Origin of the sequence: Pseudomonas sp. NPDC098747 (assembly GCF_044760045.1) — a bacterium.
Classification (GTDB): Bacteria; Pseudomonadota; Gammaproteobacteria; order Pseudomonadales; family Pseudomonadaceae; genus Aquipseudomonas.
Window position 1 is genome coordinate 1 of sequence record NZ_JBIWAL010000088.1, and the last position, 14,335, is coordinate 14,335.

At 56.9% G+C, this 14,335-nt stretch carries 13 protein-coding genes, 1 tRNA gene and 1 pseudogene; 7 read left to right on the forward strand and 8 right to left on the reverse strand.

What is annotated here, in order from left to right:
- The first annotated feature begins 171 nt into the window (after positions 1-171).
- The 5 genes from ACIQVE_RS27895 to ACIQVE_RS27915 all read left to right on the forward strand — a co-directional run bounded on the left by ACIQVE_RS27895 (position 172) and on the right by ACIQVE_RS27915 (position 3,920).
- Entirely contained in the window at positions 172-1,476 is a 1,305-nt protein-coding gene (locus ACIQVE_RS27895; RefSeq protein WP_402814844.1) for an OprD family porin, read from the forward strand.
- 231 nt (positions 1,477-1,707) lie between these two features.
- Entirely contained in the window at positions 1,708-2,454 is a 747-nt protein-coding gene (locus ACIQVE_RS27900; protein ID WP_150617437.1) for a 2OG-Fe dioxygenase family protein, read from the forward strand.
- A 79-nt stretch (positions 2,455-2,533) separates the two neighbouring features.
- The gene (locus tag ACIQVE_RS27905) at positions 2,534-2,911 is read left to right on the forward strand and encodes a GNAT family N-acetyltransferase (RefSeq protein WP_150594162.1); all 378 of its coding nucleotides are present in this window, start codon (positions 2,534-2,536) and stop codon (positions 2,909-2,911) included.
- On the forward strand, positions 2,908-3,624 hold the full coding sequence (locus ACIQVE_RS27910; RefSeq protein WP_402814847.1) for an AzlC family ABC transporter permease: 717 nt from the start codon (positions 2,908-2,910) through the stop codon (positions 3,622-3,624). The genes ACIQVE_RS27905 and ACIQVE_RS27910 overlap by 4 nt, the downstream gene beginning before the upstream one ends.
- A complete protein-coding gene (locus tag ACIQVE_RS27915) occupies positions 3,603-3,920 on the forward strand; it encodes an AzlD domain-containing protein (RefSeq protein ID WP_150596790.1) in 318 nt (105 codons plus the stop codon). Before ACIQVE_RS27910 ends, ACIQVE_RS27915 begins: the two co-directional genes overlap by 22 nt.
- On the opposite strand, the gene ACIQVE_RS27920 is transcribed toward ACIQVE_RS27915, so the two are convergent.
- A complete protein-coding gene (locus ACIQVE_RS27920; RefSeq protein WP_402814852.1) occupies positions 3,837-4,763 on the reverse strand; it encodes a LysR family transcriptional regulator in 927 nt (308 codons plus the stop codon). The genes ACIQVE_RS27915 and ACIQVE_RS27920 overlap by 84 nt on opposite strands.
- Before the next feature lie 331 nt (positions 4,764-5,094).
- Between ACIQVE_RS27920 and ACIQVE_RS27925 the strand changes: the two genes are divergently transcribed.
- Together ACIQVE_RS27925 and ACIQVE_RS27930 are read left to right on the forward strand one after the other, a co-directional pair.
- Positions 5,095-5,505 (forward strand): antitoxin Xre-like helix-turn-helix domain-containing protein, encoded by a 411-nt coding sequence (locus ACIQVE_RS27925; RefSeq protein WP_402814855.1) that lies wholly within the window; start codon positions 5,095-5,097, stop codon positions 5,503-5,505.
- Positions 5,502-6,182 (forward strand): RES family NAD+ phosphorylase, encoded by a 681-nt coding sequence (locus tag ACIQVE_RS27930; protein ID WP_402814858.1) that lies wholly within the window; start codon positions 5,502-5,504, stop codon positions 6,180-6,182. The genes ACIQVE_RS27925 and ACIQVE_RS27930 overlap by 4 nt, the downstream gene beginning before the upstream one ends.
- A gap of 151 nt (positions 6,183-6,333) precedes the next feature.
- On the opposite strand, the gene ACIQVE_RS27935 is transcribed toward ACIQVE_RS27930, so the two are convergent.
- The 7 genes and pseudogenes from ACIQVE_RS27935 to ACIQVE_RS27965 all read right to left on the reverse strand — a co-directional run.
- A complete protein-coding gene (locus ACIQVE_RS27935) occupies positions 6,334-9,684 on the reverse strand; it encodes an AAA domain-containing protein (RefSeq protein WP_402814861.1) in 3,351 nt (1,116 codons plus the stop codon).
- A gap of 142 nt (positions 9,685-9,826) precedes the next feature.
- Positions 9,827-9,902, reverse strand: a tRNA-Thr gene (locus tag ACIQVE_RS27940).
- Positions 9,903-10,320: 418 nt separating this feature from the next.
- Positions 10,321-11,556 (reverse strand): methyltransferase, encoded by a 1,236-nt coding sequence (locus ACIQVE_RS27945; protein ID WP_402814864.1) that lies wholly within the window; start codon positions 11,554-11,556, stop codon positions 10,321-10,323.
- Positions 11,537-12,241 carry an ABC transporter permease gene (locus ACIQVE_RS27950; RefSeq protein WP_402814867.1) on the reverse strand — a complete coding sequence of 235 codons (705 nt, stop codon included), beginning with the start codon at positions 12,239-12,241 and terminating at the stop codon, positions 11,537-11,539. The genes ACIQVE_RS27945 and ACIQVE_RS27950 overlap by 20 nt, the downstream gene beginning before the upstream one ends.
- Positions 12,238-12,933, reverse strand: a complete 696-nt coding sequence (locus tag ACIQVE_RS27955) for an ABC transporter permease (RefSeq protein ID WP_402814870.1) — start codon at positions 12,931-12,933, stop codon at positions 12,238-12,240. The genes ACIQVE_RS27950 and ACIQVE_RS27955 overlap by 4 nt, the downstream gene beginning before the upstream one ends.
- 78 nt (positions 12,934-13,011) lie before the next feature.
- The gene (locus ACIQVE_RS27960; RefSeq protein ID WP_402814873.1) at positions 13,012-13,761 is read right to left on the reverse strand and encodes an ABC transporter substrate-binding protein; all 750 of its coding nucleotides are present in this window, start codon (positions 13,759-13,761) and stop codon (positions 13,012-13,014) included.
- A 13-nt stretch (positions 13,762-13,774) separates the two neighbouring features.
- A pseudogene (locus tag ACIQVE_RS27965) lies at positions 13,775-14,257 on the reverse strand (ATP-binding cassette domain-containing protein); the annotation flags it as partial.
- Positions 14,258-14,335 lie beyond the last annotated feature (78 nt).

Below are 14,335 nucleotides of genomic sequence, written 5' to 3' on the forward strand. Positions count from 1 at the left end.
GAGCGACCGCACCTGTCCTTAAAATACAAAACGCCCGACGCGGTGCATCGGGCGTTGGGGTGAAAAAGGTGTAAACCTATTTCAGGACTAGACAGGGGTGAAAAAAGAGCGCAATAGCGCCGTTTCAGCCGTTCGACACAGCGCGTTTCAACCCGTAATAAGGAAAATAAAATGTTGAATAAGCGAATCAGCCTGATCGCTCTGGGGATGTTGAGCGCTACACAGGCCATGGCTAACGACCAGGCCGAGTCCAAGGGTTTTCAAGAAGACAGCAGCCTCAAAGTGCTGCTGCGCAATGCCTACATCAATCGCGATTACAAAGACGGTAACGATGACAAGGCCGAATGGGGCCAAGCGGCCATCGGTACGTTCTCGTCCGGTTTCACTCAAGGCACCATCGGTGTCGGCGTGGACGCCTTCGGTCTGTACGCATTGCGTCTTGACGGTGGCAAAGGCCGCAGCGGTGCTGGTGGTATCGACTTCTTCAAGCAAGACAACAGCTATCAAGAAGGCCACAACGGGAGCGCGGCCAATGACCTGGCCAAGGCCGGCGCGGCGGTAAAATTCCGCTTCTCCAACACCGTGTTGACCTACGGCGACCAGATGCCGGCCCTGCCGGTGCTGAACTACGACAACTCCCGCCTGCTGCCGGAAAGTTACACGGGTACTTTGATCACTTCCAGAGAGATCAAAGGCCTGGAACTGAACGCCGGTCGTTTCACCGCCGAATCGCGCAAGAGCGATGAAGGCCGTGACAGCGGAGGTCTGAAGTCGATCAATGTATTGGGCGGTAGCTACCAGTTCACAGAGCACTTCAAGGGTGCGCTGTACGCTTCCGACGTTGAAGACGTATTGAAAAAACAATACGTGAACGCCAACTACGTGTTGCCGTTCAACAAGGATCAGTCGCTGACCCTGGACTTCAACGGCTATCGCACCAAGCTGGACAATTCCTATGTCCGCGAAAACGGTGTAACCGGCGACGACAACAAGATCTGGAGCCTGGCAGCGACTTTCGCTACTGGCCCACACTCGTTCACCGTTGCGCACCAACGCTCCACCGGCGACAGCAACCTGGGCTACGCCTATGGCGGCTATCAGAAAGATCAGAATCGTGTCGGCGACGGTGGCAACACCATCTACCTGGCCAACTCCTACTGGTCCGACTTCAACGCCGAAGACGAACGCAGCTGGCAACTGGGCTACGGCCTGGACTTCGGCGCATTCGGCGTACCGGGTCTGAGCTACAACTTCGCTTACGTGCGTGGCGACAACATCACCACGTCCACCAGCGAAGGCGGCACCGAGCGCGAAATCTTCAACCAGTTCAAGTACGTCGTGCAAAGTGGCCCGGCCAAAGACCTGAGCGTAAAACTGCGCAGCTCGATCCTGCGTGTTTCGCAGAAATCCAGCGAGTACAACGTCAGCGGCAACGAGCTGCGTGTATTCGTGGATTACCCGATCAACATCTTCTGATGATCGATCAGGTGTAAGAAGTATGAGAAAAACCCCGGCTGGTTCGGGGTTTTTTTCGACGGTTTTTTAGTAAAAACCAGAAAAAACCCGTGCTTTTGTCATGTAAAAGTTGTTTTTGAGTCGCTTCGAACGCCGTTTCAAACAGCGCTTTAAATGCCTGAAATTCTTTCTCATGGACGCAAATTCTGCACCTAATAGATTAGGCCGCTCAATGCAGCGGAGAATTTGGTAATGATCGTTTTGAACAGAGAAGTGGGCGAATCGCTACGGCGCGACAAATACGTCAACGTCCAGGGTGGTGACTTCAATCTCTACGGTCATTTCGCCGACTTCGTCAGACTGACCAAAAGTTGGGAAAACATGGAGCCTGACAGTTACTACGGTCAGGCCGAAGCCGGCATGCGTTTCCGTCGTTACAGCGATTTTGAGTACAACCCCAAGACTCGCGAACTGACGCAACTTGAACATCGCGCCTACGTGCAGTCCAAGGAAAACAACGCCTATGTCGGCGGTATGGTCCGGCACTTCCAGGACTTTTCCGATGAAGTGATTTCGTCGCCGGTGATGCGCAGCCTGATCGACACCGACTTTGAAGTGTACAAAAGTGTGTTGCCGGAAGAGCTGCACGATGAAATCTGGCAGTGCCAGATCCATCAGATCCGCATCGAGATCAAACCCGGCAAACAGCTGGAAATCACCCCCGAAGGGATTCATTGCGACGGTTATCCGTTCAGCGGTGTGCACTTCTGGGGCCGCAATAATGTCGAGGGTGCGGAGAGTCGTTTGTACGACATCCACGAGCATCAACTGGCGTCGACCACTTACCAGGAAATTCTCGATACCACGTATTTCCTTGACCGCGACATGCGCCACTACGTGACCCCGGCGCGCAACTCGCACACCCATGCCATGGCGTACCGGCAAATTCTGGCGATTTCCTTCTCGCGGCCCGGGACCGCTTTCGACATTGTTCGCTAATCAGATCACCCCAATCGACGGCGTCGAGTGCTCGACGCCGGTGGCGCTGCGGCGCGCCACGGCCAAGGATGCGCAGCGCATGGAGCGCTTCTTCCGCCAGTTCGACGAAGTGTCGTTCTGCGAGTGGCAGGACGCCAAGTGCCTGCGCGGCGTATTAATCCAGAAAACCACCACGGCCTTTCTGGCCTTCGACGTGGCCGGCGAGATCGTCGGTGCGGTGCTGGGCGGGATGCTCGGCAGTCGCGGCACGATCAATCATCTGGCCGTCAGTCCGCTCTATCGCAGCCAAGGCGTGGGTCAACGTCTGGTTGAAGCGGCGTCGTCCGACATGAAGCGTGTCGGCGTGTTGCGGATGTTTCTGTTCGTCGACGATGCTAACCTCGCGGGCAAGCGTTTTTGGGCTGCCCAGGGTTTTTGCGAGCCTCATGGCGAACGGACATTTGAGAGGGATCTATGAATGAAACGTCCGGCAGTGCGCCGCTGATGGTCAACCATCAGCCGTCGCGTACGTTTGCCGAAGCCAGCCCGGTGGTCGCCGGGTATTTCACGGTGGCGTTCGTGTTCGGCTTGATGGCCGTCAACGCGGGGCTGCCAATGTGGCTGCCCGTGGCGATGTGCCTGTTCGTTTATGCCGGCGCTTCGCAATTTGCCGCGTTGGCTCTGATCTCCAGCGGTGCTTCACTGACCACCATTGTGCTGACCACTTTCCTGATCAATGCGCGGCACATGCTGATGTCGGTGTACATGGCAAAAGCCCTACGTGCGTTGGGGCTCAGTCGAATGGAGCGTTGGTGCTACGCCGGTGGCCTGACCGACGAATCCTTTGCTTTCCACAGCGTTAAACTCGGCACTGGCGCGCCGGTCAATGTGCGCTATCTGATTGGTTTTAACCTGTTCTGCCACACCTCGTGGGTGCTCGGTGGTTTGCTCGGCGCGGTTTGTGCCCAGTACGCGGCGCACTTGATCAAATATCAGCTCGACTACGCACTGACAGCGATGATGCTCTACGTGCTGGTTTCGCTGTGCAACACACGCAACAAACTCATCGCAGCCGCGGCTGCAGTGGTTTGCATGGGCGCACTGAGCCTGATCGGCAGCTCGCCGTTTAATGTGTTTATCGCCACGTTTGTGGGCTGCGGAGTGGGTGTATGCCTGACCAAACGTTCCTGATTCTGGTGGTCGCGCTGATGATGGCGGTGACCTTCCTGCCGCGGGCTCTGCCTTTGCAAATCAACACCGAGCACTGGCCGCCGTTTATCGCCCGAGCGCTGGAATACTTGCCGGTGGCGATCGTCGCTGCGATCAGCCTGACACCCTTGTTGATCAAGGATCAGCACATACAGCTCGATCGCCCGGAATTCTATGCAGCGATTCCGACGTTGTTATGTGCGTATTTCAGCAAAAACCTCTTTCTCAGTGTGGCGGTTGGGACGGCTGCGTACATTGCGCTCGGCTCGTTCATGTAGCGGCAGATCGACGACGTCGCTCAACGCTTGGTTCGACAGGTCAGGGTTGTTGATCGCCAGGCGCACCTCAAGGAAATCCTCGAAACCGGGGAAAATCGTCAGGCCATTCTTCTGCGCGGCCTCGCGGGAGACCATGCCCACTGCGTCCATCTGGGTGATGAGCGACAGCGTCAAGGTCTCGCTGCAGGAATAGACCATGCGTTGACCGTTTTCGTGATTGCCCAAACCGGCGTCGAGAAAGCGCAAGAAGCTGTGGGAATACGGACAATCTTCCGCAGGACGCACCTGAAACTTGTTGCCCAGCAACGTCAGCGGATCGTTCTCCTGCCCACAATGCGCGCCGACCACCTGCACCTGTACATCCGGCAGGACAATGCTCGGCAAACCCGGACGCTGCGGGCCGATCAGCACCGCGAGATCAAAGTCTTCATTTTTCAGCTTGCTGAGGTTTTCCATCGACTCGGCGTAGCTGAATTCCATCTGATAATCGGGAAACACCTCAATCAGGCGTCCGATCATTCGCCGATTGAAATCAGTCGACAACGTGTTGTTCAACGCAACCTTCAACGTGCGTTGCCCTGGCACTTTGAGCGCCTCGACTTTTTCTTCCATCTGTCGCGTGGCAATCAGCACTCTGTCCATATAAGGCGTCAGCTCAGTGCCTTGCGGCGTCAGCGTCAGCCCTTTGTTGGAACGACGAAACAAGCGGAAGCCGAACTGCTCTTCGACCTTGTTCAACTGCGCGGCCAATGCCTGCACGGTCAGGCACGAATGCTCGGCTGCGGCCGACAACGAGCCGGTCTGCACGATGCGCATGAGGTTGCGTAAGGTTCTGCTATCCATGGGTAATGCCCTCTGAAGTGGGCTGGGTATTGTTGTTTACGAGACGGCCGGTCCGGCGCCATATGCCGGCTATATTCCTGCACCTGAGCATAGTTGTCGCGGGTTTAGTAGCGAATTGATGTCCCCGCCGATGGCTGGAAGCTGACACAGGATCGGGGTTTTCGGTGACATGGGGGTGATTGGGGTCAAAAAATACTCAGGTGAAATGACAAAACGCGGCATTTTTTCCGTTTCATCTGGGTAACGACTTGATTCATTGGCGGATTAAAACTAAACAAGCATTCGTATCTGTACTAGGCTCAGGGCATGTCACCTACCAATGGAGGCGACCGTGCCTACCTCATCAACAGCCCAGACCCCACGCGAACAACTCGATGTTCCCGAAGCGGGCCGTGTCGCGCTGAAGTTCTTCTTCAACCTCATGGAGCGTTGGGGCTGCAACGCCGAGCAGCAACGCACATTGCTCGGCGGTGTCGGCAACACCACGTTCTACAAGTACAAACACCTTCCGCCTAACGTTCGTCTGCCGCACGACACCCTTGAGCGCATCTCCTACCTGATGGGCATTCACAAGGCGTTGAGCATCATCTTCAGCAACAGCCGCGAGCGCGCTTATACGTGGGTCAGCAGCCCGAACACTGCCGCACCGTTTAATGGGCAAACCGCGCTGGACTACATGCTGGCCGGGCGCGTGGTCGATATCGCCGATGTACGACGCTATCTCGACGGAGTGCGCGGTTGAGCGCGCCAGCGCTGGCCGATCCGCATTGGCCGCGTGCCTACCGGATCGTTAACAGCAGCTTCCCGCCAATTGCGCTGTTCGAAGACGTGCTCGACCCCGAAGACCTGGAAATTGCCTACGCCCTCGAAGCGCTGACCAACGATCGTCTGATCGCCCAGGCGGGCGTCCTTGACCGGGTGCGTCTGGAAGATCGGCTTTCAGGCCCCGGGTCGACCCCGGTAATGGCCGCGTTCACCCACATCGGCAAAAGCAGCCGTTTCACCGATGGCACCTTCGGCGTCTATTACGCCGCCAGCAGCCAGGCCGCTGCCATCGCCGAAACCTGTTATCACCAGGAACGCTTTCTCGCCGCCACCCAAGAAGCGGACCTTGAATTGACCATGCGCACCTACGTCAACCGAGTGGTCAAACCGCTGCACGACATCCGCCACGACTATCCGAATCTGCACAATCCTGACCCGGATGCCTACGGCCCCTCCCAAGTGTTTGCTCGACAGTTACGTGAGGCCCAATCCTGGGGTTTGCTCTACAACAGCGTTCGCCTTCCCGGGCATGAATGCGTTGCCGCATTTCGCCCACCGGCGGTATCGATTCCGAAGCAGGGCAAGCATCTGCGTTATGTGTGGAATGCGAGCCAGCGCAGGATTTCGTTTGTGTTTGAGATCAGTCAGGTCTGAAACGCAAGGCTCTTGCGCAGGAAGGTGCTTTGCTCTGCATCCGGGGATTTCGCGCAACTGGGTCGCGCGGGTCTATGACCGGCCAACCCTGCACATTGTCGGTGTGCACAGCGCCGGTCACTAAAGCCTGCATGCCTAAGGTTTCTTCGCATTACAGCGAGGGCGTTTTACTGCCTGATTTGTCAGATCTCATCTTTTGCGCAATAACAGCAAAGTCTCCACGTTTCCAACGCGGCAGTTTAGTTTCATTCCTGCACGCTTCCTTGAAGTAGGGCAACGTTCCCCAGAGCTCGATATCGCCTACGAGGTAGACGTTATGCTGCGCACGGGTCAGAGCCACATTGATCAGGTTGGGTTTTGACGAAGCCCACTGAGCTCCCCCGGTATTTTCGGGATCGGCCCCCAAAATCATGAACACCGTTTTCTCTTCCTTGCCCTGAAACGTATGGACAGTGCCGATGCTGCGCTTGACCCATTGTTTCAACTCATCTCGCTTAGGCGCTGGATATTGCCATTCGACTTGCATGATTTGCTCACGCATGGCCTGGCGAATCGCCTTGAACGGCGAGATCACGTACAGCTCGGGCAGTACACGGTCACGCTGGAAGAGCGACACAATGACTTTGGTCATGAACTCGATCTGTTCGGGCACCGATTGCTTGCGTTCAACGGCGCCCCGAATGTCGACCCAGCCACTCGCAAGGTCGATCAAGGGATCGGCCATGGGCGCGCGGTTTTGCAGGCCGTAGACCATTTTGTTGTCGTAGGCGATGCGGTTGGCCAAAGAGAACATCGGTTCATGGCAACGACGGTGAACGCGCAGGGGGCTGCCTATCCAGATGTTTTCGTCCATGAATGAGGCGTAGGCGCCAAACCGATTGGCCTGGTCGGCCAGGCGCTGCACGGAAACACAATGGGGAGCGTAAGTATTGTCGGCAGTTACCGGATGGAGCTGGCCCAGCGCATCGATCAGTGGAGTTGGCAGAGTAAACACCGGTTCGATTTGCAACGGATCACCCACCACGACACACCGCCGGGCGCGCCAAAGTGCGCCGACCGCCGCTTGTGGGACAGCCTGCCCCGCCTCATCTATAAACACCCAGCCCAGCGAGTCTGGGCCCAAACCGCGAAACTGATTGGCGAAAGATGCGAACGTACTGGAAACCACCGGCACGACCATGAACAGGTTTTGCCAGATACTCAGGGTGTGGTCTGGATCTTCCGGCACTTGATTGGAAAGCAGTTTGTTGACCCCAACGAGGTTGGCACGTAGCGCACCGCCCGTTTGCGCGGTTTCATGTACCCAGGCTTGCTGAAGCTGCAACGCCGCGGCGAACAGCGCTGAGCGCAACCGCGCCAGCTCTTCGTCGTGCCAGAGACCTTCGATCTGCAATTGCTCATCGCTCACGAGGTCCAGCGCTTTGGCGGGCAAGCGAGGCACGCGCAGCCGAGCGCGAAGTTGGTCATATTCGGCGCTCCAATTGCACCATTGCTGCGTCAGTTCGCTCAGTTTCTGTTTCTCGACCGCCAGATGACCGGTTGCTTTGCGTAGTTCATCGGCGAGTTTTGCGGCCTTCGACTGCAGCGCCGTAAGCCCTTGATGAGTGCTGAGCTGATTCAGTGCGTTGGATTTGCGGCGTTGAAGGTAGGCCTTCGCTTCCTGAGTGCGGAACAAGCGCGCCCAGAAACCGGGCGATGAGCGATCAATCAACTGCTGTTCCAGAAGCAGCTGTTGAAGTGTCTGCTGCAGGGTACTCACTTCCTGCTGTTTACCGGTCTGCGCTAAGGAGATGGCATCGATTTGTGTTTTCGCCTCTTGCATACGGGCGACCGATGGTGCGAGATAATCGGCTTCACTGCCTTGGCCAACAATATCGAGCAGATGCGCTAGTCGCTCACGCTCGGTCAAGGCAGACTCTACGGCTTGATCGGCCAGGTGAAAGAGCTCGCGAGCCTGGGTGAAGTTCAACGGGTTAGGATCCTTGAGCCAATCCCAGAACCGTTTTGGTTGCTCGCTGCTCTTGGTCTTGAGGGAGAACATGCTGAAGCGTTCATTAAATAGACGTCGATTGCGGGAGTTACCCAGCGCACAACTGATCAGTCCCCAAGGCATCTGTTCCCCCTGAGGGGAAGTCGCGCCGCCCTTGCCTTCTTTCACCGCGATGTTATGGGCCACGGGTTGCAGATAACCGAACTGGCGCCACTGTTCGCCCAATGCCTTGCGCTTGACCAGGTCGATCGAGATGTTTTCGACCGCAGCATTGTTGCTCGACGCTACGACCATTTCGAATCCGGTCAGGGCGTCGATCAACGGACGAAGTGTGACCGTGCTCGAGTTTCCTTTAAAACGAACCCGGCAGGAGTCTTTGACAAACGCATCATCGGCCTTTGCAAGTCCCGCCAGAATGCGTGCACGCTGCACAATGTTGTCGGCAAACAGATCGCGCAGCAATGTGGTCTTACCCGTGCCAGGCGGGCCGTTGACGGCAAAGAGTCCACCGTTTTCGGTTTCTTCGCGGATCTGGTTGAGCGCGAACTGCTGCATCAGGCTCATTGATTGGTCGGCCTCGGCCAACCAATGCCCACGGTTGAGGAACCTTGGACGTAGCGCATTCAGGATCGCCGTGCAGCCGCCTTCGCTATACAGGTCTATTCGGTTGGTGGCGGGTAGCGCAATCATGTACTGCGCCAGGGTCAGCGGAATGTTGCCGCTGCTGACGCCTTCAATGGCGCGTTCGATATCACGGATATAAAAGCTGTTGAGGATATCCAGTTCCTCAAGGACGTCTTCCTCGTCGTCCTTCTCTGCCTCGTCCGCCATGATTTTTTCAGGGGGTTTGCCGTTGAGGGGTTTTACCTTCGCGGCCAGCACTGCTATGGGTTGTCCCTCCTCAGGGGTAAAACCTGCCCAAGCGCAGAGCAACGTCTGAAGCTTCAGCACCTCGCATGCTTGCATGGCTTGCCCCGCGAACGGGCCGCGACTGCTCATGAAGTTGCGCAGTTTCAGAATGAGGTCTTCTCGTGCAGCATCGAACGCGGCATGACTCAGGGACTTGAGTCCACTGGACAGCGTTTGCCCAAGCGCCCAGGGCGCGGTGGAAATGGAAATTGCGTCGATGACCGGGTTGCCAGCTCTATCCAGAGGCAACTTTGCGAAGCAGGTCAGGCCCTCCAGCTCTGTCCTCTCATCATTTTCATAATCGCTTACATCTGTTGAAGCCGCCTGCGGATGAGGCAATACGCTTTCACAGACACGACTGATTTGCGATTTATCGAAGATGCCAAGAAACAGGTTATAGCCGGTGATAGCCTTGTCTTCGGCTACGTCGATGCCGAGCCAGTCGTCATCATCAGGATGTTCAAGGGTGCTGCGAAGAAGGGTTCTGGATTGCCATTCTTCAAGATCATCCAGATATTGCTCCAACCCGTAGGGGATGAAGAATTCGACTTTATGCCAGTAATCCAGAATTGCGAGGGTTGTTGCCTGAGCGAGGGGAGCCACGTGCTTATTCCCGAAAGTCCTTGTTCGAGCACGCAGTTTACAACGGAAGCTCTGAGTGCGGTCAGCGCACAGTATGTGGACGCAATGTGGACACTCCAGAAACAACAAAGCCCCTGCATTTCTGCAGGGGCTTTGTTTTGTATGGTGCCGGCACCAGGAGTCGAACCCGGGACCTACTGATTACAAGTCAGTTGCTCTACCAACTGAGCTATACCGGCGTGTGGGCGACGATTATAGCGATTGGGTTAAATCTGTAAACCCCTGAATTCAGACTATTTTTACGTGGGTGCAGGATCAGGATAAACGAAGGCGACATCTACGGGTTTCCACCCTTGAAAATAGGCACTATGAAGGCTTGTAATCCTTGCCTGAGGCGGCGGCTTTTTTTGTCAAATCTACTTCGTATTAGGCGATTTATGTCGTTTTGAATGGAAGCTTATGCACAACTGATCGGCATGCTCGCGCTCAATTGCGAGTATTTGTGGACGCATTCTCATTTTGTTCGCAAATCCCTGTTTTACTGGTTTTTTATTCATGTGAACAAAAAATGACCAGCAGTGTTAAAGCCTCGAAACAGCCGTGTATATTGGATCCATGATAATTTCATCAACAGAGTTATCCACAGGCCGGAGTGTTTTAAGCGCGTTCGGCGAGCAGCAGAAAATTGCGTGGCGTGAGTGGTGTATCGCAGAAGGTGCCAAGGCGCACGACGTACCCCTGTTCGGCGAGGAAAAGTGCTCGATCCAGATTCAGCCAAAGCTCCAACGGCCGTCGGAAAAGTCCGCGGAGTAATTCAAGGTTACGAACTTCGGCTAACCGCTGCCAACCGGCCGCTTCCAGCGCTGGCCAATCCTGCGGGCCGATTGTGGATAACTCTTTGAGGGCGGCCAGATCGCGGCAGTAATCGGCGAACGGCTTTTCCAGCCAGGCGCTGGGTAGCGAAGGGGTTGGCAGGTATTGGTCGATGCCGCTCAGTCGCCGTTGCAGCAGGTCGAAGGCAAGGCGTCGGGCCATTGAGGTGTTACGTTGGCGTCGGACTCGTGCACCGGCGGTGACAGTTTCGCTCATCGGTAGCGCGAGATCTTCCCGCGAGAGTTGTAGGAGCGATGCGGATCCGGCAGCGGACAACGCCTGATATTCAGTGCGATTGATCCGGTTGTAGCAGCACGGGGCGAGTGCCATTTGTCGGCAACCGACGGCGCTTGCCAACTGCATCAGTCGCACATGCAGATCGCCACAGGCGTGGAGGGCAACCGGAGTGTGACTTGCGTTCAATACGGCTGCCGCATCTGCCGCCAGAACATCCTGTTCTACATGCAGCGCGTGTAAATGATGACGCTGGCTCAACGCCTGACCACTGGCAACCAGCGTCGGATCGTATTCAACGCACGTCAGCTGTTGCCCGACACTCAACAAACGCCGCCCCAAGTGCCCCTTGCCGGAACACCAGTCCAGCCAATGCGTCGGTTGCGATGCGAAGGACAGTCGACTGCCGAACGCCTCGATCTGCTGCCATTTACGCCCGGGTACATCCACACTCAAGCGATGGCCCGCAGCTTCGAACGCATGCCCGGGCAACTCTCCGACCGCGCTCAACTGCGCCGACAACCCCGCCAATGAAGCGAACGGCTCCGGCGCATCGGCAAGATCGGCAGGGTGGTTGTGAGCATTTTCCGCATCTTCCAGCGACCGCCCGCGTAGCCATGAGGCCAATTCCGGGTAGGACGCTTCCCAAGGAAGCTGCAGATGAGTGAACGGTCGAGGTTTCCACAACGCTTGATGCGCTGTCAGAAATGCATCCAGCGCGGTAAAACGGGCGAGTAGTTCCTCGCCCGTCAGCACGTGGGAAGTTTCAGCGACCTTGGCAGGCATCGACGCGCAGCCAGCGCTCCAGCAGCTTGAAGCCGCGCACCAGCACGTAAGCCATCACCAGATAGAACACGCCAGCGGCGAAGAAGATTTCCACTGGCAGATAGGTGCGGGCAATGATCGTGCGGGCCATGCCGGTCAGTTCCAGCAGGGTGACGGTGCTGGCCAGGGCGCTGGCCTTGAGCATCAGGATCACTTCGTTGCTGTAGGCCGGCAGCCCGATGCGCGCTGCGCGCGGCAGCATGATGTAGAACATCGCTTTGGGTTTGGACATGCCCAGCGCTCGCGCCGCTTCTATCTCGCCCGGTGGGATCGCCTGAATCGCGCCGCGCAGAATCTCGGCGATGTACGCCGCCGTGTGCAGGGTCATGGTCACCGTTGCACACCAGAACGGATCGCGCAGGTACGGCCACATTGCGCTCTCGCGAACCGCGTCGAATTGCGCGAGACCGTAATAAACAAGGAACAGCTGAACCAGTAACGGCGTGCCACGGAAAAAGAAGATGTAGGCGTAGGGCAAAGCGCGCACGTACCACAGCTTCGAAGAGCGGGCGATGCCCAGCGGAATCGCCAGCAGCAACCCGGCAATCACGGCGATGGCCACCAGTTCCAGGGTCAGGGTTGCGCCCTGCGCCAGTTTCGGCAGCCACTTGATGATGATGCTCCAATTAAAATCAGCCCAGTTCATTCAGCGCTCCTCGCAAAGCCGCGGGCGGCGCGTTTTTCCAGGAAGTGCATGCCGGTCATCGCCAGCACCGTCAGGCCGAGGTACATGACCGCAGCGACCATATAGAAGGTGAACGGCTGTTTCGATACGGTCACGCCGATCTGCGCGTGGCGCATGATTTCTTCCAGGCCGATCACCGATACCAGCGCGGTGTCCTTCATCAGGATCATGAACAGGTTGCCAAGGCCCGGCAGGGCGATACGCCACATCTGCGGCATGATCAGTCTGGTGAAGATCCGCCATTTCGACAGGCCCAGTGCCACGCCGGCCTCACGGTGACCTTTGGGAATGGCGAGGATTGCGCCCCGGAACACTTCCGTGGCGTAGGCGCCGAAACACAGGCCGAGTGCGATAACACCGGCGGCAAAGGCGCTGAGTGCCAGATCGGGATTGCCGAAAAACTCACCGAGCGCGCGCATCAGGTTGACCGTACCGAAGTAGATCAACAGCACCCAGAGCAATTCCGGGACGCCACGCACCAGGGTTGAATAAAATCCGCCAAGCCATTGCAGCGGCTTGTACGGGGAAGTCTTGGCCAAGGCGCCGAGCAGACCGAGCACCAGCCCTAGGCACAGGGCCGAGAGAGCCAGTTTGACGGTCATCAGCGCGCCGGCGGCGAGCGCCGGGCCGAATCCGTAGAGGTCGATAATCATGGATTTCTTTTCAAATCGCGGCAGGCAAGGTCGGGAGCCGGCGCCGTTGAATCACGGCGCCGGTTCCGCAGGTCAGGATCAGTAGATGCTGAACGGGAAGTACTTGTCGTTGATCTTCTTGTAGGTACCGTCAGCGACGATTTCCTTCAGTGCCGCGTTCAGCTTCTCGCGCAGTGGGTCGCCCTTGCGCACGGCAATGCCGATCTTGTCGCTTTCCACGACCGGGTCGCCTTTGAACTCGTAGTTCTTGCCGGCGTCGCTTTTCAGCCAGTCATAGTTGGCGTACTTGTCGGCGAGGATGGCGTCGACGCGACCGGAGGTCAGGTCGAGGTAGGCGTTTTCCTGGGTGTCATAGAGGCTGACCTTGATGTCATCAGCGTAGGTGTCTTCCAGCCAGGTGCCTGCCAGCGTGGCACGCTGCGTACCGATGGTCTTGCCTTTGAGCGAGTCCTTGTCGGTTTTGAAATCGACGTTTTTCGGTGCGATGAACTGCAGCTTGTTCGAGTAGTACGGGTCGGTGAAGTCCACCGCGCCTTTGCGCTCATCGGTGATCGACAGCGAGGAGATCAGGAAGTCGAATTTCTTCGCGTTCAGTGACGGGATGATGCCGTCCCAATCGGAAGTGACGACGGTGCACTCGACTTTCATCTTGGCGCACAGGGCGTCGCCGATGTCTTTGTCGAAGCCGACCACGTTGCCGCTGGCGTCTTTATTGTTGAACGGCGGGTAGGCCGCTTCGATGCCCATCTTCAGGGTTTCGGCCATGGCACCGGCGCTGAACGCCAGAGTGACGGCCGCAGCCAGAAAAACCTTTTTATAGTTCTGCATGCATGTTGCTCCGTTAGCGGTTGCTGGACATGAATTGTTTGCAGCGCGCCGAAAGCGGGTTATCGAACACCTGCTGTGGCGATCCTTGCTCTTCAATCAAGCCTTGGTGAAGGAACACCACTTCGCTGGAGACCTGACGGGCGAAGCCCATTTCGTGGGTCACGAGCAGCATGGTGCGGCCTTCTTCGGCCAATGCGCGGATGACACTAAGTACTTCCTGAACCATTTCCGGGTCAAGGGCGGAGGTGGGCTCGTCGAACAGGATCACCTTCGGCTGCATCGCCAGCGTACGCGCGATGGCCGCACGTTGCTGCTGGCCGCCGGACAATTGCGCCGGGTAAGCGTGGCGCTTGTCGGCAATGCCGACCTTGGCCAGCAGTGCTTCGGCGACTTCGATGGCTTCGGCCTTGCTCTGACCGAGCACGCGGCGCGGGGCTTCGATGATGTTGTCGAGCACGCTCATGTGCGGCCACAGATTATAGTTTTGAAACACAAAAGCATTCTTTTAGATTATTGGGTTTTTCTTTTTGTATTATGTGGATTCAAGTTTGAGATTCTTGTATGCCTTTTGATT